We start from the raw sequence: 23,156 nt of genomic DNA on the forward strand, positions 1-23,156 counted from the left end.
GCACGAGGACATCGACTGGTCCGAGCTCGAGGCGTCGATCGCGAACCCGACCGAGCCGCCGTTCGTCGAGCGGGTCGTGGCCGAGCACGACGAGGAGCTCGTGGCCGAGGCTGCCGAGACCGCCGAGGACGCCGACCCGGTGGCGGAGCTGCGCCGCGAGACCGTCCGACTCGCCGACGTCGGCGGGCTCGAGGTCGTGAAGCGGCGGATCGACGAGTCGTTCCTGCAGCCGATGGCGCACCCCGAGATCGCGGCCGCGTTCGGCAAGAAGCTCCGCGGCGGCCTGCTGCTGTACGGTCCGCCCGGCTGCGGCAAGACGTTCCTCGCCCGCGCGATCGCCGGCGAGCTCGGGGCGCACTTCATCTCCGTCACGCTCAGCGACGTGCTCGACCGGTTCATCGGCGAGAGCGAGAAGAACATCCACCGGGTGTTCCGCACGGCCCGCGAGCACGCGCCGGCCGTGCTGTTCTTCGACGAGATGGACGCGATCGGCGCGAAGCGGAGCGGGAACACGTTCTCGTCGTTCCGGAACGTCGTCAACCAGATCCTCGTCGAGATGGACGGGGTCGACTCGCAGAACGACGGCGTCTACGTCCTCGCGGCCACGAACCACCCGTGGGAGGTCGACGCCGCGCTGAAGCGACCGGGACGCTTCGACCGGATGGTCCTCGTCCGTCCGCCGGACGACGATGCCCGCGAGGCGATCCTCCGTGTCCACCTCCGCCGACGGCCGATCGAGGGCATCGACCTCGGCGACCTCGTCCGTCGCACGAAGGGGTTCTCCGGCGCCGACCTGGAGCACCTCGTGACCACCGCGGCGGAGAAGGCGATGACGGAGTCGATCCGGACCGGGTCGGTGCGGCCGATGCGGATGGACGACATGCGCGCCGCCCTCAAGGAGGTCAAGCCGTCGATCGGCCCCTGGGTGCAGACCGCGCGCAACGTCGCGGAGTACTCCAACGGCAGCGGCGAGTACGACGACATGGTCGAGTGGCTCCGCGAGGAGAAGCAGCTCTGATGCCCGACGCGGTCGACGTCGTGGTCGAGCGCGCCGACGCGCTCCTGGGCTTCAAGCGCCCGGACGAGGCGCGGGCCGTGCTCACCGCCGCCGTCGCGAGCACACCGGACGACCCCCGGCTGTGGGCGACGCTCGCACGGGCGGAACGTGCACGCCACGACCACGCCGCCAGTCGCACCGCCGCCGAGCGCGCCCTCGCGCTCGACCCCGACAACGCCACCGCACTGTCCGCCCGGGTGAACGCGATGCTCGACGCGAACGAACGCCAGGCGGCGAAGGCCGCGGCCGAGGAACTGCGCGAGCGCCGGCCGGACTGGGCGACCGCGCACCTGCTGTGGGCGTTCGCACACACACGCTGGTCGCACGCGAAGCGGTCCGCAGCGGAGGAAGCCGCGTGGCCGACGGCGGACGTCGCCCGGTCCGCGGCCGCCCTCGACCGCGCGCTCGAGCTCGCACCCCACGACGCCCGGCTGTTCGCCGACGCGTCGCAGTGCTACCGCGCCCTCTCGTGGACCGACGCGGCCCTCGCGCCACGGGCTCGCGAGGCGATGGACCGAGCACTCGAGCTCGACCCGAACGACGAGTGGGTGATGCTCGCGGCCGGGTCGGTCCTGCAGCTGTCCGAGCGGGTCGCGCAGTCCGCCCGGGTCCTCGCCCAACACCCGACGTCGTGGGAGGCCCGCCGACGTGTGGACGACGGGCTCTGGAGCCTCGTGTCCGTGCCGGTCGGCGTCGTCGCCTGGTCCCTCGTCGTGACGGTGCTCGGCGCCCACATCGCTGCCGGGGGCGGTGCGAACGTCGTCACGAAGACGCTCGGGTGGACCCTGACCGGCATCGCGGCGCTCTGGGTCTGCTTCGTGGAGGTGCACTCGTTCGCGAAGTTCCCGCGCGGACTGCTCCTCCGGACGATGCGGCGGGTGCCGCTCGTACCCGTCGTGCTCGGCGTCGCCGCACTCACCTGGATCGCCGGTGCCGCCGGAGCGGTGCTCCTGCTCGCCGGCATCGTCCCACCCGCCGGCGACGGGTACACCACCGTCGTCACCGTGCTCGCCGTCGCGCTGCTGCTGCAGTCCGCTGCGCAGGACGTCACCACGATCGTGCAACGCCGTCGTCAGGTACGGTCCGGGCTGTGGGACGGGCTCGTCGCCGACCGCGGACGGCGTCGCAAGGAGGAGAACGACCGCGGTGGTGCGTACATCGCCGGCTTCGCCGCGCTCGTGACCTGGGGCATCGTCGCGCTGGCGGCACCGACCACGGGGACGTGGGCCGTGGCCGCCGTCCCGCTGCTCCTCGCCACACGGGTGTTCGTGCTGCAGAGCGCGGCGGAGATCCTGCGTGCCGTGGGCCGGCCGCGGCGCCCTCGGCTCGTCGTGTACGCGGTGATCGCCCTCGGGTTCGCGGCGTTCGCCGTCCGGGCCGTCGTGGTGCAGGTGCTGGTCGCTACCGGCGTGGCCTGACCCCGTCGAGCGACCGGCCGGTCGGCGTCAGGCGGCGCGGACGAGGTCGAGGAAGCGCCGGTGGAAGCGGTCCTCGCCGGCGACCTCGGGGTGGAACGCACTCGCGATGACGTTCCCCTGCTGGACCGCGACGACCTGCCCGTCGGGGAGCGCGCCGAGGACGTCGACCCCGGAGCCGTGCCGCTCCACCACGGGCGCGCGGATGAACACCGCGTGCACCGGAGCCTCGCCGAGGGCCGGCATCGGGATGTCGATCTCGAACGAGTCGTTCTGGCTGCCGAAGGCGTTGCGGCGCACCGTCGTGTCGAGCACGTCGAGCGTCTGCTGCCCGGGGATGCCGGCGGCGATGCGCGAGGAGAGCATGATCATGCCCGCGCAGGTGCCGTAGGTCGGCAGCCCGCCGCGGATCGCCTCGGACAGCGGCTCGGCCACGCCGAAGGCACGCGCGAGCTTGTCCATGACGCTCGACTCCCCGCCCGGGATGACGACGCCGTCGAGGGCGCCGATCTCCTCCGGGCGACGGAGCGGCACCACGTCGGCACCGAGTTCCGTCAGCGACGCGATGTGCTCACGGAAGTCGCCCTGCAGCGCGAGGACCCCGATGCGGGGCCGGGCGCTCACCAGCCGCGCTCGGCGAGACGGTGCGGTGCGGGGACGTCGGCGACGTTGATGCCGACCATCGCCTCGCCCAGACCGCGGGAGACCTCGGCGATGACCTTGGGGTCGTCGTGGAAGGTCGTGGCCTTGACGATCGCGGCGGCACGCTTGGCCGGGTCGCCGGACTTGAAGATGCCGGAGCCGACGAACACGCCGTCCGCGCCGAGCTGCATCATCATCGCGGCGTCGGCCGGGGTCGCGACGCCACCGGCGGTGAAGAGCACGACGGGGAGCTTGCCGGTCTGCGCGACCTCCTTCACGATGTCGAACGGGGCCTGCAGGTCCTTCGCGGCGACGTAGAGCTCGTCTTCCTTGAGGTGGCGCAGCGCCGCGATCTCCTTGTTGATCGTGCGGATGTGCTTGGTGGCCTCGGACACGTCACCCGTGCCGGCCTCGCCCTTGGAGCGGATCATGGCCGCGCCCTCGGTGATGCGACGGAGCGCCTCGCCCAGGTTGGTCGCACCGCAGACGAAGGGGGTGGTGAAGTTCCACTTGTCGATGTGGTTGACGTAGTCGGCCGGCGACAGCACCTCGGACTCGTCGATGTAGTCGACGCCGAGCTCCTGCAGCACCTGCGCCTCGACGAAGTGGCCGATGCGGGCCTTCGCCATGACGGGGATCGACACGCTCGCGATGATCTCCTCGATCATGGACGGGTCGGACATGCGGGCGACGCCACCCTGCGCGCGGATGTCGGCGGGAACCCGCTCGAGGGCCATGACGGCGGTCGCGCCGGCCTCTTCCGCGATGCGGGCCTGCTCGGCGTCGACGACGTCCATGATCACGCCGCCCTTGAGCATCTCGGCGAGGCCGCGCTTGACGCGGTCCGAGCCGGTGATCGAGGTGCCGGGGGTGCTCGTGGTGCTGCTGCTGTCGCTCATGATGCCGACAGTCTAGTGCTCCGACGGCCACCCTTCGGCGACGAGTCGGCGGGTCTCGCCGAGCAGCTGGGACATCGACTTCGTCCGCGCGATGATCGGGAAGAAGTTCGCGTCCGACTGCCACCGCGGCACGATGTGCTGGTGCAGGTGACCGGCCACACCGGCGCCGGCGACCTCGCCCTGGTTCATCCCGATGTTGAAGCCGTCGCAGTGCGACACAGCACGCAGGACGCGCATCGCCGTCTGGGTGAGCTCGCCGATCTCGCGGAGTTCGTCCGGCGTCGCCTCGTCGTAGAGCGGGACGTGGCGGTACGGGCAGACGAGCAGGTGCCCGTTGTTGTAGGGGAACAGGTTGAGCAGGACGTACGCGTGCTCGCCCCGCGCGACGATGAGGCCGTCCTCGTCAGACTTGTGCGGGGCCTCGCAGAACGGGCAGTCGTCGTCGTGGCCGCGGCCCCTGCCCTCGCGCCCGGCGTCGATGTACGCCATCCGGTGCGGGTTCCAGAGGCGCTGGAACGCATCGGGCACCGCGGCGCCGGTCGAGGCGTCGCGGATCACGAGCGGGTCGTCCGCCCCGCCGGAGCCAGCCGCGCCGGCCGGACCCGACGAGTCGGCAGCGGGAACGGCGGTGGGGCCGGCCGCGTCGTCGACGCGACCGGTCCCACCGACGGGATCCGTGCCTCCTGGAGGGGTCATCAGACCTGCGCGCGCTCGCGGATCGCGGTGAGGATGCGCTCGACCGCCTCGTCCACGGGCACACCGTTGTCCTGTCGACCGTCACGGAAGCGGAACGAGACCGCGCCGGCGTCACGGTCGTCGCCGCCCGCGATGAGCTGGAACGGCACCTTCTGCTTCGTGTGCGTGCGGATCTTCTTCTGCATGCGGTCGTCCGAGTGGTCGACCTCGGCACGGACGCCGTGCGAGCGCAGCTTCGCGACGACCTCGTCGAGGTAGTCGCCGTACTCCGCCGCGACCGGGATCGCGACGACCTGGACCGGGGCGAGCCAGGCCGGGAACGCGCCGGCGTAGTGCTCGGTGAGGACGCCGAAGAACCGCTCGATCGAGCCGAACAGCGCGCGGTGGATCATGACGGGGCGCTGCCGCGTGCCGTCCGCCGCCGCGTACTCGAGGCCGAAGCGCTCGGGCAGGTTGAAGTCGAGCTGGACGGTCGACATCTGCCAGGTGCGGCCGATGGCGTCACGGGCCTGCACGGAGATCTTCGGGCCGTAGAAGGCGGCACCGGCGGGGTCCGGCACGAGTTCGAGTCCGGTCTCCTCCGCCACCTCGCGCAGGGTGTTCGTCGCGACGTCCCACACGTCGTCGTCGCCGACGTACTTCTCGGGGTCCTTCGTGGAGAGCTCGAGGTAGAAGTCGTCGAGGCCGTAGTCACGGAGCAGCGACAGCACGAACTGGAGGGTCGTGGTGAGCTCCTCCTTCATCTTCTCCTGCGTGGTGAAGATGTGCGCGTCGTCCTGGGTCAGGCCGCGCACGCGGGTGAGGCCGTGGATGACGCCGGACTTCTCGTTGCGGTAGACCGTGCCGAACTCGAACATCCGCAGGGGCAGGTCGCGGTAGGACCGGGCCTGCGAGCGGTACGCCAGGATGTGCATCGGGCAGTTCATCGGCTTGAGGTAGTAGTCGGCGCCCTGGCGGGTGATGTTGCCGTCCTCGTCGCGCGCCTCGTCCATGTGCATGGCCGGGAACATGCCGTCCTTGTACCAGCCGAGGTGCCCGGAGGTCTCGAACAGGTCGCCCTTGGTGATGTGGGGCGTGTAGACGAACGAGTAGCCCTCTTGCTCGTGCCGACGGCGCGAGTAGTCCTCCATCTCGCGGCGGATGATGCCGCCCTTCGGGTGGAAGATCGCCAGGCCGGACCCGATCTCGTCGGGGAAGGAGAACAGGTCGAGCTCGGCGCCGAGCTTGCGGTGGTCGCGCTTCGCAGCCTCTTCCAGCCGGACCAGGTAGGCCTTGAGCTGGTCCTTGTCGGGCCACGCGGTGCCGTACACGCGCTGGAGCTGCGGGTTCTTCTCCGAGCCGCGCCAGTACGCCGCGGCGACGCGCATGAGCTTCGACGCGTTGCCGATGATGCGGGTGTGCGGCAGGTGCGGGCCGCGGCAGAGGTCCTGCCAGACGACCTCGCCCGTCTTCGGGTCGACGTTCTCGTAGACCGTCAGCTCGCCGGCTCCGACCTCGACGCTCTCGCCCGAGTCGCCGGCGTCCGCGGAACCCTTGAGGCCGATGAGCTCCTGCTTGTAGGGCTCCCCCGCCATGCGCTCGCGGGCTTCCTCGTCGGTGACGACGACGCGGCGGAAGCGCTGGGCCTGCCGGATGATCCGGTCCATGTTCTTCTCGATCGCCTTGAGGTCTTCGGGGGTGAAGGGCTCGGCGACGTCGAAGTCGTAGTAGTAGCCGTCGGTGACGGGCGGGCCGATGCCGAGCTTGGCGTCGGGGTTGATCTGCTGCACCGCCTGCGCGAGCACGTGCGCGGCCGAGTGGCGCAGGATGTCGAGGCCGTCCTGCTCGTCGAGGGTGACCGGCTCGACGAGGTCACCGGCGTCGACCGAGGCTGCGAGGTCCTTGAGCACACCTGCGACGCGGATCGCCACGACGCCGCGGACGCCGTCGAACAGCTCGGTGCCCGTCGTGGTCGTCGTCGCGGTGCGGGGCTCGGGTGCCTGGGGCACGGCTGCGGGCTCGGCGTTGTCCGGCGACGCGCCTTCCGGCGCTGCGGCGACTGACTCGGTCACGATGATGGGACTCCTCGGTTGGATGGTGGATCAAGACTAGTGCGCGGGGCGCCCGTCGAGGCTCACGCGGGCACGGCGCCGAGGGTCTGCACGGGCAGGCGCGGTTCGAGGCGCTCGCGACCCGACAGGCCGTCGAGTTCGAGCAGCGCGGCGAAGCCGATCGCCTCGTAGCCGGCGCGCTCGAGCAGGGTCACGGTCGCGGCCGCGGTGCCCCCGGTCGCGAGGACGTCGTCGACCACGAGCACGCGCGTGCCCGCGGGCAGTTGCCCGGGGCGGAGCTCGAGCTCGGCCTCGCCGTACTCGAGCGCGTACTGCTCGCTGAGGACCTCGCCGGGGAGCTTGCCCGCCTTCCGGACGGTGAGGACGCCGACCTGGTGCTGTGCGGCGATCCCGCCGGCCAGCGCGAAGCCGCGGGCCTCGATGCCGGCGACGGCGGCGAAACCCTCGCCGATCGCGAAGGGTGCTGCGAGTGCCTCGCACACGCGGCCGAACGCGACGGCGTCGGAGAACACCGGCGTGACGTCGCGGAACAGGATCCCGGGCGACGGGAAGTCCGGGACGATGGCGGTGAGGCGTTCGACGAGTGCAGCTGCGGTTTCGGTCACCCGACAACGGTACGGGAGGCGCGGGGTGCGCCCGACCCGCCCCGCACCGTGCGCGGTGGGGCGCGCAGGGCGCGGGGGCGCGGTTCGCGTGACAGTGTGCGAGGTCCCGCGCCCCGTGCGGGGCCAGGGGCCGGGCACGGAGGGCGGAACCTCGCACACTGCGGCAGACGCGGTGGGGCGCGCAGCGCGGCTCAGCGCCAGCGGTTGAGCGTGCCGACCTGCGTGAGCCACGCGACCTCGCGGGCGGCGCGCTCCTGTTCGAGGCGCCGGCGCGTCTCGAGGTCGACCGTCGGACGCACGTGGTGCGTCCGACGACTCCAGATGATCAGGGACATCCCGATGCGGAGTGCGATGCGGTCGGAGAGCGAGACCCGACGGCGCACCGCACGGGTATCGGGGGGACGGTTGACGGTCTTCGTTGACAAGGTGGTGCCTTTCAGGCGTGACGACGACTGCCAGGGCATGGCAGTACTGCCCGGAACGCGGGCAAGGGAGATGAATGCGCGAGAATGCATTCCGCGCCCCGTCGAAGAATGCACGACGGGTGCGGTCAGGAATTGCTGCCGATGGAAGGAGCGTCGCACCGGCCACCGACATTCACGACCGGTGTCGGGCACACGCCGAGTGCGTCACCACGAGGGCGACGGGCGAGTGCGACCGAGGGTCGGAACGGCACCGGACGGCGAGGAGGACCTCAGCGCGGACGGGCCGGTCGGAGATGCGACTGGTGTGGGACGCCCCGTGTCAGCGGACCCGGATCGGGGTGCCGCCGGACGTACGGATTCCACGGAACGGAGTCGTTTCGGTGAACATCATGGTCAGGCCCCCTCTCGGTCTCGTGCTGACGCGGTGATTGCTGCTCGTGAACACTATCCACACCGGTATTCCCCGCGCAACCCTTTTCTCGAGATTCGTCCGGAATTGCATTCCCGAACAGTTCGGGGACGCCGGACACGCAGAACGCCCCGGTCCCACGAGGGGTACCGGGGCGTTCGATGCGGACGAGGTGCCTAGACCGCGGCGGGGACCGCGACCGTGGCGTCGAGCGCGCCGTCGACCACGTCGACGCGGACGGTGTCGCCCGCGACCACGGCCTCGTCGACCACGAGGCTCGCGATGCGGTCGTCGACCTCGCGCTGGATCAGCCGACGGAGCGGGCGAGCGCCGTACTCCGGCTCGTAGCCGTGCTCGGCGAGCCACCCGACCGCGGCGTCCGTCACCGTCAGGGTCATCCCCTGGGCGACGAGGCGGAGCGCGGTGTCCTCGAGCAGGAGCGACACGATCGACTCGATCTGCGAGCGGTCGAGCTTGCGGAACAGCACGATCTCGTCGATGCGGTTGATGAACTCCGGCCGCATCGCCTCACGGAGCTTGCCCATGACCCGGGCGCGCAGGTCGTCCTCGGCGAACCCGTCCGCGGAGCCGACCGGCGCGAAGCCGAGTGCACCGGAGCGCGACGCGAGGAACTCCGAGCCGATGTTCGACGTCATGATCACGACGGTGTTCCGGAAGTCCACCGTGCGGCCCTGGCCGTCCGTCAGTCGTCCGTCGTCGAGCACCTGCAGCAGCAGGTTGAACACGTCCGGATGCGCCTTCTCGACCTCGTCGAGCAGGACGACCGAGTACGGGTTGCGACGGACCCGCTCGGTCAGCTGCCCGGCCTCGTCGTAGCCGACGTACCCGGGAGGGGCGCCGACCAACCGCGACACGGTGTGCCGCTCGCCGAACTCGCTCATGTCGAAGCGCAGCATCGCCGACTCGTCGCCGAACAGCGACCCGGCCAACGCCTTCGCGAGCTCGGTCTTGCCGACACCGGTCGGACCGAGGAACAGGAAGCTGCCCACCGGACGACGGGGGTCGCCCATGCCGGTCCGGCTGCGCCGCACCGCGGTCGCGATCGCCCGCACGGCGTCGTCCTGGCCGACGACGCGCTCGTGGAGTTCGTCCTCGAGCGCGGCGAGCCGGGAGCGGTCGCCCTGCGTCAGGCGGGTCGCCGGGATCCCGGTGGCACGCGACACGACGGCCGCGATGTCCTCCTCCGTGATCGAGGTGCCCACGGATTCCGGACCGGAGGCGCGACCTGCGTCGGCCGATCCGGCGGCGGTGATCCGCGCCTCCAGTCCGTCGATCTCGTCGCGCAGGCGCGACGCTTCCTCGTAGTGCTCCTCGGCGACGGCCGCGTCCTTCGACGCGGTGAGCGTCGCGACCTGTGCGCGGAGCGCCTCGACGTCGACGTCGCCAGACAGGGCCAGGCGACGACGTGCGCCGGCCTGGTCGACGAGGTCGATGGCCTTGTCCGGCAGGTGCCGGTCGGTGACGTAGCGGTGCGAGAGCTCGACCGAGGCGCGCAGGGCGTCCGGCGTGTAGGTGACGCTGTGGTGCTCCTCGTAGCGCGGGGCGAGTCCGGTCAGGATCGCGACGGCGTCCTCGACGCTCGGCTCCCCCACCGTGACCGGCTGGAAGCGACGCTCGAGTGCGGCGTCCTTCTCGATCCGGCGGTACTCGTTCAGCGTGGTCGCGCCGACCATGTGCAGGTCGCCACGGGCCAGCCGGGGCTTGAGGATGTTGCCGGCGTCCATCGAACCGCCCTCGCCGCCACCACCGGCACCGACGACGGTGTGGAGCTCGTCCACGAACACGATGAGCTCGTCGGCGTGCGCCGCGATCTCGTCCATCGCCTTCGTGAGGCGCTCCTCGAAGTCGCCGCGGTAGCGCGTGCCGGAGAGCATGCCGGCGAGGTCGAGGGCGACCACGCGCTTGCCCTGGAGCAGCACGGGCACGTCGCCGTCGGCGATGCGCTGGGCGAGTCCCTCGACGATGGCGGTCTTGCCGACGCCGGGCTCGCCGATGAGGACGGGGTTGTTCTTGGTGCGACGGAGCAGGATCTCGACGGTCTGCTCGATCTCGTCGGCGCGGCCGATCACCGGGTCGATGCGGCCGTCGCGGGCCCGCTCGGTGAGGTCGGTGCCGAACTGGTCGAGCGTCGGGGTGTCGCTCTCGGTGCCGGTGGTCTGGTCGGTGCTCGTGGGCATCGTGCGCCCCTCCCTGGCGGCCGCCGCGGCCTGCGCGGCGTAGTCCTGCATGACCTGCGGAGTGACGCCGGCACTGGCGAGCAGCTGCCCGGTGACGGTGTCCTGGTCCATGACGAGCGCGAAGAAGACGTGCTCGGGATCGGTGTAGGTGCTGCCGAACCCGCGGGCGGCCTGGGTGGCCTCGAGCATGATCCGCTGCGCGGTCCCGGTGAGGGCCGGGCGACCGTCGGCCTGCTGGCGGGGTTCGCGCGCCATCGGCAGGCGCTGCTCGACCTCGTCCGCGAACTGCTCGGGGTCGACCCCGGCGTGCCGGAGGACCGCGGTGAACGGGTCGGTGCGGACGAGCACGTGCAGGACGTGCAGGGCGTCGATCTCGTGCTGGCCCTGCTCGGCCGCGAACTCCGCGGTGCGCTGGAGCAGCTCGTGGGTGCGACGGCTGAGCAGTCGCGTGATGTCGACCGGGCGTCCCAGCGGTACGGATCGCTGGGCGCCGGAGTCCTGTGCCGCGAGCAGGCGGGCGAGGAACTCGTCGAACGAGTCGTTGCCGCCGGTCGGGCCGAACGTTGCTGGCAAAGGGACCTCCTGGGAACTTGAGTGCCTTCGACTCAATGCAACGCAGGAGGGACCGGGTCATTCCCGGTCGTGGAAGAAACTTGCGGCGACCCGGCTCAGGTCCGTGCGATCGGTGCTGCGGTCGCCTCGGTGATGCGCACGAGGTCCGCCGGGGACACCTCGATGTCGAAGCCGCGGCGCCCGCCGGACACGAAGATGCTCGCGTAGGACAGCGCCGACTCGTCCACCACGGTCGGCAGCTTCGTCTTCTGCCCGACCGGGCTGATCCCGCCCACCACGTAGCCCGTGCGCTTCTCGGCGAGGGCCGGGTCCGCGAGCGTCGCCTTCTTCCCGCCGACGGCAGCCGCGATCGCCTTGAGGTCGAGCCGGTTCGCCACCGGGACGATCGCCACGGCCAGGGCACCGTCGACCGACACCACGAGGGTCTTGAACACCTGCTCCTCGCGGAGCCCGAGGGCGGCCGCGGCCTCCTCGCCGAAGTTCGTGGCGGTCTCGTGGTGCTCGTACACGTGCGGCGTGTACGCGACCCCTGCCCGCTCGAGGGCGGCGGTCGCTGGGGTGCTCGGCGAACCTGCGGTCATGGGCACGATCCTGCCGTGACCAGCCACTTCCCCCACGACGGCGCGCGGGCGTTACCCTGAACGGACCATGACCGCCGTCGAACTCCTGCTGCGCGCCACCGCCGCGATGGTGCTCGGCGACCCGTCGGTCGGTGCCGTCCCGCTCCTCGCGGTGGCCGCGCTCGGACTCACGGCCGTGGCGGTCGCGGTCCTGGTCGCCGGCGTCCTCGCGATCGTCCTCGGCCTGGTGCCGGTCCGATCGCTGTCGTCGCGCGCCCCGGCCGACCTCGTGACGCGGATCGCATGGAGTCACCCGGACGCCGACGGGCACGCCCGACCCCGGGCACCGGGAGCCGTCGCCTGAGGCCCTGACCACCGACCGGTGGACGGGCCGTACACGCGACCCCTCCCACCGAACCGATCGGAACGTCATGGACCTCACCACCCTGCCCCTCGTCGGGCCGCTGCTGCACGGCGGCGCCGACCTCCTCGCCGCCGCCACCGCGGCGCTCTCCCCCGTCGCCGGAGGGCTCGCCGCCGCCGTCGCCGTCGTGCTGCTCACCCTCGTGGTCCGAGCCGTGCTCGTCCCGCTCGCCGTGCTGCAGGTCCGCGCGGAACGGGACCGCCGACGCCTCGCCCCGCAGATCGCCGCGCTCCGGGAGCGCCACGCGAAGGACGCCGAACGGCTGCAGCGTGCGATGCAGGAGCTGTACACGAACGAGAAGGTCTCGCCGCTCGCCGGGTGCCTGCCGGTCCTTGCCCAGGCGCCGGTGCTGTCGCTCGTGTACACGCTGTTCACGCACGCCTCGATCGACGGCACGGTGAACACCCTGCTGACGGCCACGTTCGCGGGCGTCCCGCTCGGGCACTCGCTCGTGGTCGTCGTGACCTCGCCGCTCTGGTGGCACGCGTGGGTCGTGGTGCTCCTGCTCGCCGTGCTCGCCCTCGTGGTCGAGCTCACCCGGCGGGCGAACCTGCGGTGGAACCCGGCGGCGGTGCCGGACGCCGCGGTGCCGGGAGCGGGTGCGACGGCGGCGATCGGCCGGTGGGCGCCCTTCGTCACGGTGGTGTTCGCCGCGATCGCGCCCCTGGCCGCCGCACTCTACGTCGTCACGAGTGCCGCGTGGACGCTCGGGGAACGTGCGGTGCTGCGACGCGTGCTCGCCTGACGTGGCGGTCGGGCGGCGGGCGTGTCAGCCGCCCTGACCCTCCTGCTGCGGGCCCTGGTCGACGGGGTCGTACTCGGTGCCGCGTCCCTGCTCCTCGTCCGGCAGGGGGACGTGCCGCTCGGTGCCCGTCCCGCCCGGGCTCGTCGCGACGTAGTCGGCCTCGCCGGACTGCGCGTCGTGGCTCAGGGGCTCGAGGGTCTCGGGGTCGGGATCGTGCTTGTCGCTCATGATCCCCGTCTACGCCCCGCGAACTGGGTGCGCGCCCGCACGGCGCCGGTGGGACGATGGGCGGACAGTGCGACCGGACCGGGAGTGCGCATGGCCGACGACGACGTGGCAGCAGAACGAGCACGGCTCGAGGCGCTCGCATGGGGTGGTGCCGCGTCCGAGACCGACGCGGCCGCAGCGCGGCTCGCCCTCGAGCGGCTCGGCCGAGGACGGCGCGGTCCAGGAGGCGCGGCTCCCGTCTCCCCGCGGGCCCGGTCGACGGGGCGGTCGCGTCCGACCTCCGCGGCCGGCTCCGACCGGGCCGTCACGTCCGGCACGACGAACCCGTTCCACACCGGCGGTGCGCGGCCCCTCGCCGGTTCCTCGGGAGCCGTCGCCGACCGGGTCACGACGCCGGCACCGGGTCCGGTCTCGGTGCGGTCGACACCGGGGCCGCGGACACCGGACGCGGGACCACAGGGCGCGGCCGCCGCCGCGGATGCTCCGGGCCCGGTCGACCCGGCGGCGACCGACGACACGAGCGGGGTCCCCGACGGACCGGACCACGGGGTGGGGACCGGCCACGGGACGGAGCCGGGCGACCGTGGCGGAGGCGGGTCGAGCCTCCTGGACCGCATCGGCGCCTGGCGGACGCGAGCCGCACGGGTGCTCTGGACCACCCGGCCGCGCGTCTGGATCGGGCTGGGCGTCGCGGCGGCCGTCGGCGTGGCGTTCGCGGCGGGGACGGTGGTCGGGACCTCGAGGCCGGACCCGGCGGCGGCGCCGAGCGTCACGCCGAGTGCCGGGACGATCACGCTCGAGGACCTGCTCGACGCGCCGCAGACCTACGCCGACCAGCTGCCGGGACCGGTCGAGGCGCCGGTCACGCTCCGGACGACGCGGCTCATCTTCACGAACCGTGCGCTCGACGGCGGCTCGTTCGAGACGCCCTGGAGCGTGTGGGCCGGCGTCGGGACGGACCGCTCGACGATCTGCCTCGTCGCGACGGCGAACCGGCTGGAGTCGACGTCCGCGTGCTACCCGCGGCAGGACGCGCTGCACGGGTCGGTCTCGCTGTCGGCGCAGTCGATGAGCGGCACGCTGACGCTGAGCCTCCGGGGCGGCGGGGTGCAGGGGACCGTGACGAACGAGAACTGATCGATCGAGCCCGTGCGGACTGCGCCCGCCCGGCCGGTCCTAGGCGGACGGTTCGCCGGATCGACGCGTCCGGATCGCGCCGGTGACCACCCCGACCGATCCGGTGACCGTCTGGATCGCCTGGCTGATCGTCGGGACCGACGTCGTGACGACGGCGAGCGAGGAGGTGATGGCCTCGAGCGACGACGTCGACAGGTGCTCCTGCGCGTGCGTCCGCGCCGGGAAGCCCTTGCGTGCGGCGATCACGACGCCGAGGGACGCGACGAGGACCGCCCCACCGGCGAACGGCATCCACTGGAGGCCGACGGCGCCGAGGGCCTGGCCTCCGAGGGCCGCGCCGCCGGCGATCCCGATGTTCGAGGCGCCGTTCACGAGCGCACCGGCGATGTCGGGCGACACGCCACCGGTGCGGATCGCAGCGGCCATGAAGAGCGTGCCCGTGGTGCCGTTCGCCGCCATCCAGACGCCGGCGACGGTCATCGTGCCCACGAGCGATCCGTGGACGAAGGGCAGCACGGCGAACGCGGCAGCCATGACGGCGACCGAGACGATCAGGGTCTGCCGCGGAGCGCGGTCGACGAACAGTCCGGCGAGCCAGAGTCCGACGACCCCGGTGGCACCCAGGACGAGGAGCGCGCCGGAGACCAGGTCGGGAGCGAGTCCGGCGTCGATGGCGTACGGGCCGATGTACGTGTAGACGACGTAGTGGCCGGCGAAGAGGAGCAGGTCGGCGACGACGACCGAGAGCAGGCCGGTCCGGGCCCAGGCGCGCGGCGAACCGATGTGCGGCGAGGAGGCACCGCGCACGGCCGGCAGGAAGGCGAGCGCGACGCCTGCGAGCACCGCCGAGGCGACCGCCACGGAACCCACGGCGGGTCGCCAGCCGATGTGCTGCGCGACCCAGGTCGCGATCGGGACGCCGAGCACGAAGCCGAGCGAGCTGCCCGAGTACACGAATGCGATCGCACGGCCCGCGAGGCGCGGTGGCACGATCCGGGTCGCGTACGCCGAGGCGACGGAGAAGAACAGCGCGTGGGCCACACCGCCGACGATCCGTCCCGCGCACACCACGGCGAAGGACGGCGCGAGCGCGACCATGAGGTTGGAGACGGCGTACCCGACGAGGGTCGCGACGAGGACCGCCTTGCGCGGCAGCCGGGCCGTGAACGACGTCAGGGGCAGCGCGAGCAGGGCCACGGCCGCCGCGTACACGGTGACGACGATGCCCATGGTCGACTCGGAGACCCCGAGGTCGTGGCTCATCGTGCCGAGCAACCCGACCGGCATGAGCTCCGTCGTGATCGCGAAGAACGTGGCGAGCCCGAGCACGGCGATGCCGACGATCGATCCGGTCGTCACGGTGATCGGCCGCGTGTGCGTGGGCACGGCCGAGGTTCGGGTGGTTGTGGTTGACACGGGGCTGACCTCCTCGCTGGGGACGTCCGGGCGCACGGCGACGACGTCGGAGGAGACGAGGAACTGCGCGCTCGAGCTGTGGATGCGGTTGTGGGTACGACTCCACGGCGAGTGCGCTCCTCCAGTCTTGCACGGTGTGGCGAGGGGCGCGAGGGGGTGCCGCTGAGAACTTCCTCGGACCGCTCCAACGGCGCAGGTACGGGAATTGTTCCCGGGACGCAGAACGGGGTGGGGCCGATCGGCCCCACCCCGTTGCGCGACAGGTGTCAGTCCTGCAGGTGCGACGTCCGGCGACGGTTGCGCACCGCGCGGAACGTCAGGAGTCCGCCGCCGAGCAGCACGAGCAAGCCCGCGGCGATGAGCCCCGGCGTCAGGTCGGCGCCCGTGTAGGCGAGGGCGCCGTTCGTCGGGCCGGAGCCCGTCGCGGCGACCGGCGCGGTCGTCGTGACGGGGCTCGCCGAGGGCGTCGGCGTGGCGGTCGGCGTCGGGCTCGGGGTCGCGGCGGCTGCGACGACGAGGTCGTCGACGGTCACCACGTCGGTGTCGTCGAGACCGGACGTGAACCCGACCGTCGCGTCGCTCCCGGAGACCGACACGGTGTAGTCGGTCGACGGGGCGAGGCCGTCGAGCGTGTGCCGGCCGTCGGCGTCGGTGGTGGCCGTCACGGGTCCGCCCGAGTCCGCCTCGTCCGGCGTGGCCGTCACGGTGCGTCCGGCGACCGGTGCGTCGTTCGTGTCCAGGACACGGCCGTTCGCGTTCGTGGTGACCGCCTCGGGCACTGCCGGGGTCGTGAAGACGAAGTCACGGGTCTGGTCCGCGCCGCCGCCGACCAGCGTCACCGCGGTGCTCGTCGCCGTGCCCGTCGCGTCCGGTGTCGGCAGTGCCGAACGGACCGTGTAGGTGCCACCCACCGTCGTGAACGAGTACGAGCCGTCAGTGCCGGTGACCGTCGTCGCGACGACCGTGCCGGCCGCGTCGAGCAGCTCCACGGCCACCCCGCCCTGCGGTGTCCCGTCGAGGCGGACGACGCCGCCGACGCTCGCGACGGCGGCGGTCTCGATCGGGTCGGCCCGCGTGGGTGCCGCGGGAGCCGCCTCACCCGTCGTGACCGTGACCGGGTCCGCCCCGTCGACGGCGACGGTGACCGGTGTGTTCGGGGTCAGGCCTGACGCCGTGTAGTAGCCCTCGTCGTTCGTGACCGTCTGGATCGGCGCGGTCGCGTTCGGGTCGGTGATGACAACGGGGACGTCCGCCGCAGGGTTGCCCGCGTCGTCGACGACCTGTCCGATCACCGCGGTGGTCCCCGTGGGCGACGTGAACGTGAAGTCGCGGACCTGGTCCGCACCTCCCGGGACGCCGTTCAACGAGACACCCGTCGCCGTGGCGGCACCCGTCGCCCCGGGCGGAGCGGTGATCGCCACCTCGTAGTCGTTGATGACGGGGAGCTCGGGGAACGCGTACTTCCCCTCGGCGTCCGTCGTCGTCGTGTACACGGTCCCGCGCGGCGCCGTCACGGTGACGGTCGCGCCGGGGATCGGCGTGCCGTCGAGCGTGGCCGTGCCGGTGATCGCGGCGGTGCGGTTGGCGAACCACGTCTGGTACACGGGGAACCCGCTCCGACGCTCGTAGGTGATGGTCAGGCTCGTCAGCGGGGTCGTCGGCGTGAACCAGGCTGTGGCGCCGGCGGTGTCCACCGAGCCCGTGTTGCCCGTGAGCGTCAGCGTGGCGGGGTCCCAGGTCGGGACGTCCCGCCCGGTCGACCCGTCCGGATCCGCCGGGCACGACCAGCCACCCGGCGAGGTCGCCGAGCACGAGTTGTAGACGCTCTGGAACCCGAGGTCGGCGGCGGTCGCGGCGGCGCCCGACTGGGTGACCGCCGAGATCGTCGCACGGTCGGCGTCGACGTCGCCGAGCACGAAGGACCAGCTGCTCGCACCCGGTGTCGGCTCCGCGAACGTGTAGGTGGTGACCGACGGCTGGCCGGCCGCATCGGCGAGCGGTCGCTGGTTGAGGTATGTGTTGCCGCGACTCGACCCGTACGCCGTGCCCGGACCGGTGTTCGGGCCCTGCCAGGTCGAGTTGCCGCTGATCACGGTCGACTGCCGCGAGTTGGACGTGAAGGTGGTCTCCGGGAAGCCAGGCATGCTGACGGTGCCGGTGTAGGCCTTGCTCTGGCCGGCGAGGGTGAACGTCCCCCAGTGTCCGACCGGTTCGGCGGAGGCGGACGACGCGCCGACGAGCGCGAGTCCCCCTCCGAGTGCGAGGGCGGTCAGTGCCGCCGTGACGGTGCGCAAGCGCCGCATCGTGCTCCCCTGCTCGTGCTGACCTGGTCCCTGAGCCAGACGCCGGATTCTCGACGCTTGCTCACGCTATCCACGGGGCGCGAAGTCCGTCCAGAACGAGACGCGTTCGTGATGGTCGGTCACTCCGCGGTCAGCCGGTCCAGCGCCGCGACCTGTCCCGCGACGACCATCGACCGCGCCTCGTCGATCGGGACCCAGCGTGCGTCGTCGACCTCCGGCACCTCGACGAACCGTCCGGAGCCCCGCGGCAGCTCGATCCGCGCCGTGTTCGACCGCACCCGATCGACCGAGAAGCCCGGGGCGTCGACCGCGAACACCCGTACGCGCTTGCCGGACGCCTGCCGCACCTCGCCGAGGTCGGTCACCGGTCCGTCCGGAGCGGCGACCCCGATCTCCTCGGCGAACTCGCGCCGTGCGGTGTCGAGCGGGTCCTCGTCCCCCTCGACGATCCCCTTCGGGATCGACCACGCGCGCGGGCGGTTCCGCCAGAACGGCCCACCAATGTGCGCGATCCAGACCTGCACGCCGGCGTCGTCGGCCCGGTACAGCAGGAGTCCAGCGCTCAACACCACAGCGCGAGGCTACACAGCGGGCAACGGCGACACAGCGGGCAACGGGAGTAGTTTGCAGCGCAAGGAGCGCCATGGCGACGCCCCCGGAGGACCCCGGACGAGGAGGTCGATCGGGATGGACGAACGGTGGACGACGGTCACACTGGCCGCCGACGCGGCGAAGCCGCACGAGGAAGCCCTGCACTGGGTCACGTCCCGGGTCGGCACGGGCATCGAGCGCATCCGTGTCATCGGCGTGGACCCGGCGATCGAAGGGCGCACCGGACCGGACGGCAAGCGCGTGGCCGACGCCCTGGCGGACGCTGCCCGCACCGCGATGCCCGACGTCCGGGTCGAGGTGCGTCGGCACGCCGGGCCCTTCGCCGCGGCACTCGTCGAGGAGTCGGACGGTGGCGACCTGCTCGTCGTCGGGACCTTCCGCGGCCGGCGAGGTTCGACGGCGGGTGGGGACCCGGCCCGGGTCGCCGAACGTGCAGCGGTGCCGACGGTCGTCGTGCCGGATGGACCGCACCCGATCGACGGCGACGTCGTCCTCGCGGTCGAGGAGCCGATCGACGAACGCGCCCTCGCGATCGCCGTCGACGAGGCGCACCGACTCCACCGTCGCGTGACGCTCCTGCGTGCCTGGGAGATGCCGGTGCTGACCCGCACGGGCCTCACGGACTTCGCCGAGGACCCGATGCGGTGGCGCACCCGGAACGCCGAGCTGCTGCAGCGGGTCACGACGGACCTGACCGCTCGGTACCCCGGCGTCCGGTTCCACCCGCTGCTCGTCGAGGGGCACCCGGGGCACGCGATCGCCGCGCACACCCGCCGTGCCTCGCTCATCGTGCTCGGCCTCGGGCACGTGACGGCGCTCTCGGGGTCGGTGCTGCACGACGTCCTGCGGGAGACGGCGTCGCCGGTGTGCGTGGTCCCACGGGCGGCGCACGGCGCACACGACGTCGGCAGCGCGGAGATCCCCGCCGCGACCGGTCAGCCGGCGAGGTCGCGCGCGGCGGCCGCCACGCGCTTCGTGAGGTAGGCGACGCCCCGCGTGTTCGGGTGCAGGGCGCCCGGCTCGAGGTCGATCCGCCGCAGGTCGCCGGTGCCGTCGAGCGAGACGCCCGACACGTAGGGCTTCTTCGTCGCGCACGCCGAGTGCGCCTGAGTGGACGAGAACACGTCCACGAACCGGACCCCGGCCGCCCGTGCCGCCGACGCCGAGACGTCGTTCAGCGCCTCCTGCACGCCGTGCAGGTACCGCACGTCGGTGTTCGTGAACGGGTACGAGTTCGTCGGGAAGGATCCCGCGAGCGTCCCGAGGTCGAGGGCGGACCGGAAGCAGCCGCCCTTCGGCGTGTGGTCGGCGTCCGGGAAGATCGCCGGGTACCCGAGGAAGACGATCGTCGCGTTCGGCGCGGCTTCCTTGACCGTGGCGAGGGTGTCGGCGATGCCGAGGGCGACGCGGGACTCGATCTTCGTGCCGAGCAGGTCCTCGCCGTCGGTCACGAGCGTGCTCCGGCAGGACGGTGCGTCGCGTCCGGAGAACACCGGGCCCTTCGCTGAGAGCGCGAGACAGGACGCCGCCGTGCCGAAGAGGTCGGCGTCGTTCCCGCCGATCGTCAGCGTCACCAGGCGGGTGCGTTCGGACAGCGACCGGATCTGCGGGGGCACACCCTTGAACTGGAAGCCGCTCGTGACGTCGTCGCTCGTGGCGCCGCCGCACGTGACGTCGGTGAGGGCGAGCCCGAAGCGCGCGGCGATGCGGTGCGGGTAGTCCTGGGCGGACTGCCCGCACGCACTCGTCGGCAGGTGCGTCGGGTCGGACAGCCCGTACCCCGCGGAGTACGAGTCGCCGAGCGCGACGTACTCGCTGCCCGGCGGGATGTCCGCGAGCGTCTCCGCCGGCACACCGGTCACCGGGTAGGGCTGCGGGACCGGCCACATCGGTGCAGCCGACGCCGCACCACCATCCGCGACCGATCCGGCGAGCACGGCGAAGGCCGCCACCACGGCGAGCAGCGTCGAGCGGACGGAGCGGAGCAGGTTCGGCCTCCAGGGACGGGTCGGACGGACCAGGCTAACCGGTCGACCCGGCTGCCGCGGTCAGCGACCGACCGGGCGCCGCGGTCAGCGACGACCCAGGCGCCGCTCTCCCCCGCTGCCGGTGCGGTACTCGAGCCCGTAGTGCTGGTAGACCTCCGGTTCGAGCGACGCGTCGAGCTCGCCGTCGGTCGCGATCGTCGGCGCGGCCTTGATGGTCTTCCTCGGGTACGCGACACGCAGGTGCTTCGGCGCGACGAGGGCTCCGGTCAGGGGCACGAACAGGAGCTTCTGGAAGCCGACCATCCCCGTGGTCACCGCGCCGAAGGCAGGCTCGGACGTCGCGGTGTCGTAGTAGATGCTCTCGAGCGTCCCGACCTTGTCGTCCGCCTCGTCGACGACCGGCAGGCCGATCCAGTCCCGGATGTTCGCGGCTTCGAACACGTGCGCCTCCTCGCGAGCACCCGGCGCGTCCGGGTCGCTCCCCGTCGACGCTACCGGGCCTCGGACGGGTCGGTCACGCCGAGCGAGTCCACCGCGGCGAGCACGTCGTCGGGTCCGATGGCGAGCAGCGCGGGGTCCGGGTCCTCGGCGAAGACGTCGCCGCGCCGCACCGAGGCATCGGTGAGGACGACGTGCGGACCGGAGGCGGGCGGCCCCCACGCCTCCGGCGGCGCCGGACCGAAGACGACCACCGACGGGACGCCGTAGGCGGACGCGAGGTGCGCGGCACCGGTGTCGACCGTCACGACGAGCCGTGCGGCCGCGATCACGCCCGCGAAGTCCTGCAGTGCGAGCACGCCGGCCAGGACCGCCCCCGGCGTCAGCCCGGCCGCCCGCGCGACGGCGCCGGCGCGCTCGACGTCGTCCGCGCCTCCCGTCAGCACCACGTCGAGGCCGCGCTCGCGCAGTCCGCGCACCACGGCGGCGAAGCGGTCCGTCGGCCAGTGCCGCGCACCGTGGAACGCGCCGACGTGCACGACCGCGGCACCCTCGGCGACCGGCGGCGCGTCGGGACGGGCGATCGCGACGTCGTCGGGGTCGGCCTCGATCCCGTGCCACCGGAGCAGGTCGGCCCAGCGGTCGCGCTCGTGCACCGCGTCGGGCCACTCCGGTCCGTCGAAGCCGTTCGTGGGGTCGGCGTGGCCGATCACCCGACGGGCACCGAGCGCGGCGACGAGATCGGACGACTCCGGCCCGGCGCCGTGCAGGTTGACCGCGACGTCCACCGCACCCGCGGGTGCGCCGATCGGGTGGTCCAGACCGTGCTGGGCGAGGTGCACGTCGACGTCGGGCACGAGCTCCACGACGGGCGCCAGCCAGGCCGTCGTCGCGAGCGAGATCCGGTGTCCCGGGAAGGCGCGGCGCAGCGCGTGCAGTGCGGGCACGGCGACGAGCAGGTCGCCGAGCTTGATGGCGCGGAGCACGAGCAGCTCGGGGCGCCCGTCGGACGGGGGCAGGGTGTCGACGGCGGTCACCGATGCGACGGTAGACGGATGTCGCCGCCCGCCCGTCCGGGAACGCGTTCCGCGGCTGTTCCTGAACCCGTCACCGGCCCGCGGTCGGTACGTCAGGAGCATGGCACTCGCTCCGGACCGCACCGTGCGCGGTCTTCTCTTCGACCGGGACGACACGCTCGTCATCGACGTCCCGTACAACGCCGACCCGCACCGGGTGGTGCCCGTCCCCGGCGCGCGTCGAGCAGTGGCAGGTGCTCGCGCAGCCGGTCTGGCGCTCGGGGTCGTCACGAACCAGTCGGTGATCGCGAAGGGGATGGCGACGCGCGAGCAGGTCGACGCCACGAACGCCCGGGTGGACGAACTCGTCGGACCCTTCGACGTGTGGTGCGTCTGCCCGCACGACGCCGGCGACGACTGCGCGTGCCGGAAGCCGCGGCCCGGGATGGTCCTCGACGCGGCCGGACGACTCGGCCTCGACCCGTCCGAGCTCGTGGTCGTCGGCGACATCGGCGCGGACGTCGGCGCCGCTCTGGCCGCGGGCGCCCAGGCCGTCCTGGTCCCGACGCCGCGCACCCGGCAGGAGGAGGTCGACGCCGCGCCGACGGTCGCGGCGACGATCGAGGACGCCGTCGCGCTCGTCCTCGACCACGTGCGGGCGGTGCGGTCGTGAGGACCGGACCCCGGGTCCTCGTCGTCCGGCTCGACTCGTTCGGCGACGTCCTCGTCGCCGGGCCCGCCGTCCGGGCCGTGGCCGCCGGCGCGTCCCACGTGACGATGCTGTGCGGGCCGCAGGGTGCGCCCGCCGCGGACCTGCTGCCCGGCGTGGACCGGGTCCGGGTCTGGGCGGCGCCGTGGGTCACCGAGACCGCCCGCCCGATCGACGACGCACTGCTCGCCGACTTCCGCGCCCTGGTCGCCGAGGAGGCGCCGGACGAGGCCGTGGTCCTCACCTCGTTCCACCAGTCGCCGCTGCCGGTCGCGCTGCTGCTCCGCCTCGCGGGCGTCCGTCGTGTCTCCGGCGCGAGCGTCGACCACCCCGGTTCACTGCTCGACGTGCGGCTCCGACCCGGCGAGGACCTCCCCGAGGACGTCCCGGAACCCGAGCGCGCCCTCCGCATCGCCGAGGCCGCCGGGTTCCGACTGCCGTCCGGCGCGTCCAGGAGGCTCGGCGTGCGTCTCGACGTCGCCCCGCCTGCCGAGGTGGCCGGGCTGGACCGGTACGTGGTCGTGCACCCCGGCGCGAGCGTCCCGGCCCGCGCCTGGCCGGAGGACCGTCACCGGGACCTCGTCGCCGCGTACGCGGCGCAGGGCACCGC

23 protein-coding genes are annotated in these 23,156 nt (G+C 72.8%); 8 read left to right on the top strand and 15 right to left on the bottom strand.

The genetic code is table 11. The annotated features are described in order from the left end of the window. Both HWD93_RS15555 and HWD93_RS15560 read left to right on the top strand, forming a co-directional pair. Positions 1 to 1,018, top strand: a 1,018-nt coding sequence (locus HWD93_RS15555; RefSeq protein ID WP_261647290.1) for a 26S protease regulatory subunit, incomplete at its 5' end; no start/stop codon positions are given. Further along, a complete protein-coding gene (locus HWD93_RS15560; protein WP_261647291.1) occupies positions 1,018 to 2,475 on the top strand; it encodes a tetratricopeptide repeat protein in 1,458 nt (485 codons plus the stop codon). The genes HWD93_RS15555 and HWD93_RS15560, both read left to right, overlap by 1 nt. A gap of 27 nt (positions 2,476 to 2,502) precedes the next feature. Here HWD93_RS15560 and pdxT read toward each other — a convergent pair whose 3' ends face one another. The 8 genes from pdxT to ybaK form a co-directional block, all read right to left on the bottom strand. Further along, entirely contained in the window at positions 2,503 to 3,099 is a 597-nt protein-coding gene (pdxT, locus tag HWD93_RS15565) for a pyridoxal 5'-phosphate synthase glutaminase subunit PdxT (RefSeq protein ID WP_306577495.1), read from the bottom strand. Continuing rightward, positions 3,093 to 4,013 (bottom strand): pyridoxal 5'-phosphate synthase lyase subunit PdxS, encoded by a 921-nt coding sequence (gene pdxS, locus HWD93_RS15570; RefSeq protein ID WP_070418967.1) that lies wholly within the window; start codon positions 4,011 to 4,013, stop codon positions 3,093 to 3,095. The genes pdxT and pdxS overlap by 7 nt, the downstream gene beginning before the upstream one ends. 12 nt (positions 4,014 to 4,025) lie before the next feature. Then, a complete protein-coding gene (locus HWD93_RS15575; RefSeq protein WP_261647293.1) occupies positions 4,026 to 4,709 on the bottom strand; it encodes an HIT domain-containing protein in 684 nt (227 codons plus the stop codon). Beyond that, the gene (thrS, locus tag HWD93_RS15580) at positions 4,709 to 6,760 is read right to left on the bottom strand and encodes a threonine--tRNA ligase (RefSeq protein ID WP_374115177.1); all 2,052 of its coding nucleotides are present in this window, start codon (positions 6,758 to 6,760) and stop codon (positions 4,709 to 4,711) included. The genes HWD93_RS15575 and thrS overlap by 1 nt, the downstream gene beginning before the upstream one ends. Before the next feature lie 62 nt (positions 6,761 to 6,822). Then, positions 6,823 to 7,365 (bottom strand): adenine phosphoribosyltransferase, encoded by a 543-nt coding sequence (locus HWD93_RS15585; protein ID WP_070418966.1) that lies wholly within the window; start codon positions 7,363 to 7,365, stop codon positions 6,823 to 6,825. A gap of 191 nt (positions 7,366 to 7,556) precedes the next feature. Further along, positions 7,557 to 7,790 (bottom strand): hypothetical protein, encoded by a 234-nt coding sequence (locus HWD93_RS15590; protein ID WP_261647294.1) that lies wholly within the window; start codon positions 7,788 to 7,790, stop codon positions 7,557 to 7,559. Positions 7,791 to 8,375: 585 nt separating this feature from the next. After that, entirely contained in the window at positions 8,376 to 10,970 is a 2,595-nt protein-coding gene (locus HWD93_RS15595; protein ID WP_261647295.1) for an ATP-dependent Clp protease ATP-binding subunit, read from the bottom strand. 95 nt (positions 10,971 to 11,065) lie between these two features. Further along, the gene (ybaK, locus tag HWD93_RS15600; RefSeq protein WP_070418963.1) at positions 11,066 to 11,551 is read right to left on the bottom strand and encodes a Cys-tRNA(Pro) deacylase; all 486 of its coding nucleotides are present in this window, start codon (positions 11,549 to 11,551) and stop codon (positions 11,066 to 11,068) included. Between the two features lie 67 nt (positions 11,552 to 11,618). On the opposite strand from ybaK, the gene HWD93_RS15605 reads away from it, so the two are divergent. Together HWD93_RS15605 and HWD93_RS15610 are read left to right on the top strand one after the other, a co-directional pair. Next, positions 11,619 to 11,894, top strand: coding sequence for a hypothetical protein (locus HWD93_RS15605; protein WP_229085934.1), 276 nt, complete (start codon positions 11,619 to 11,621; stop codon positions 11,892 to 11,894). Between the two features lie 67 nt (positions 11,895 to 11,961). Continuing rightward, positions 11,962 to 12,699, top strand: coding sequence for a membrane protein insertase YidC (locus HWD93_RS15610; protein ID WP_261647296.1), 738 nt, complete (start codon positions 11,962 to 11,964; stop codon positions 12,697 to 12,699). A 24-nt stretch (positions 12,700 to 12,723) separates the two neighbouring features. On the opposite strand, the gene HWD93_RS15615 is transcribed toward HWD93_RS15610, so the two are convergent. After that, positions 12,724 to 12,927 (bottom strand): hypothetical protein, encoded by a 204-nt coding sequence (locus HWD93_RS15615; protein WP_070418960.1) that lies wholly within the window; start codon positions 12,925 to 12,927, stop codon positions 12,724 to 12,726. Positions 12,928 to 13,017: 90 nt separating this feature from the next. Between HWD93_RS15615 and HWD93_RS15620 the strand changes: the two genes are divergently transcribed. Then, positions 13,018 to 14,064, top strand: coding sequence for a hypothetical protein (locus HWD93_RS15620; protein ID WP_092387150.1), 1,047 nt, complete (start codon positions 13,018 to 13,020; stop codon positions 14,062 to 14,064). A gap of 39 nt (positions 14,065 to 14,103) precedes the next feature. Here HWD93_RS15620 and HWD93_RS15625 read toward each other — a convergent pair whose 3' ends face one another. The 3 genes from HWD93_RS15625 to HWD93_RS15635 form a co-directional block, all read right to left on the bottom strand. After that, entirely contained in the window at positions 14,104 to 15,480 is a 1,377-nt protein-coding gene (locus tag HWD93_RS15625; RefSeq protein WP_261647297.1) for an MFS transporter, read from the bottom strand. Between the two features lie 266 nt (positions 15,481 to 15,746). Beyond that, a complete protein-coding gene (locus HWD93_RS15630; RefSeq protein WP_261647298.1) occupies positions 15,747 to 17,774 on the bottom strand; it encodes a carboxypeptidase-like regulatory domain-containing protein in 2,028 nt (675 codons plus the stop codon). Between the two features lie 128 nt (positions 17,775 to 17,902). Continuing rightward, positions 17,903 to 18,355, bottom strand: coding sequence for an NUDIX domain-containing protein (locus tag HWD93_RS15635; protein WP_261647299.1), 453 nt, complete (start codon positions 18,353 to 18,355; stop codon positions 17,903 to 17,905). 115 nt (positions 18,356 to 18,470) lie between these two features. Between HWD93_RS15635 and HWD93_RS15640 the strand changes: the two genes are divergently transcribed. Next, on the top strand, positions 18,471 to 19,379 hold the full coding sequence (locus HWD93_RS15640; protein ID WP_261647300.1) for a universal stress protein: 909 nt from the start codon (positions 18,471 to 18,473) through the stop codon (positions 19,377 to 19,379). Here HWD93_RS15640 and HWD93_RS15645 read toward each other — a convergent pair. The 3 genes from HWD93_RS15645 to HWD93_RS15655 form a co-directional block, all read right to left on the bottom strand. Next, on the bottom strand, positions 19,331 to 20,350 hold the full coding sequence (locus HWD93_RS15645; protein WP_261647301.1) for an SGNH/GDSL hydrolase family protein: 1,020 nt from the start codon (positions 20,348 to 20,350) through the stop codon (positions 19,331 to 19,333). The two genes, HWD93_RS15640 and HWD93_RS15645, sit on opposite strands and share 49 nt — an antisense overlap. 117 nt (positions 20,351 to 20,467) lie before the next feature. Continuing rightward, positions 20,468 to 20,824, bottom strand: coding sequence for a PRC-barrel domain-containing protein (locus tag HWD93_RS15650; protein ID WP_261647302.1), 357 nt, complete (start codon positions 20,822 to 20,824; stop codon positions 20,468 to 20,470). A 50-nt stretch (positions 20,825 to 20,874) separates the two neighbouring features. After that, positions 20,875 to 21,858 (bottom strand): glycosyltransferase family 9 protein, encoded by a 984-nt coding sequence (locus HWD93_RS15655; protein WP_261647303.1) that lies wholly within the window; start codon positions 21,856 to 21,858, stop codon positions 20,875 to 20,877. Positions 21,859 to 21,958: 100 nt separating this feature from the next. Here HWD93_RS15655 and HWD93_RS15660 point away from each other — a divergent pair, with 100 nt between their 5' ends. Both HWD93_RS15660 and HWD93_RS15665 read left to right on the top strand, forming a co-directional pair. Beyond that, the gene (locus HWD93_RS15660) at positions 21,959 to 22,510 is read left to right on the top strand and encodes an HAD-IIIA family hydrolase (RefSeq protein WP_261647304.1); all 552 of its coding nucleotides are present in this window, start codon (positions 21,959 to 21,961) and stop codon (positions 22,508 to 22,510) included. Then, on the top strand, positions 22,507 to 23,156 hold a 650-nt coding region (locus HWD93_RS15665), incomplete at its 3' end, for a glycosyltransferase family 9 protein (RefSeq protein WP_374115178.1). The genes HWD93_RS15660 and HWD93_RS15665, both read left to right, overlap by 4 nt.

Source organism: Curtobacterium sp. C2H10, assembly GCF_025407985.1.
GTDB lineage: Bacteria > Actinomycetota > Actinomycetes > Actinomycetales > Microbacteriaceae > Curtobacterium.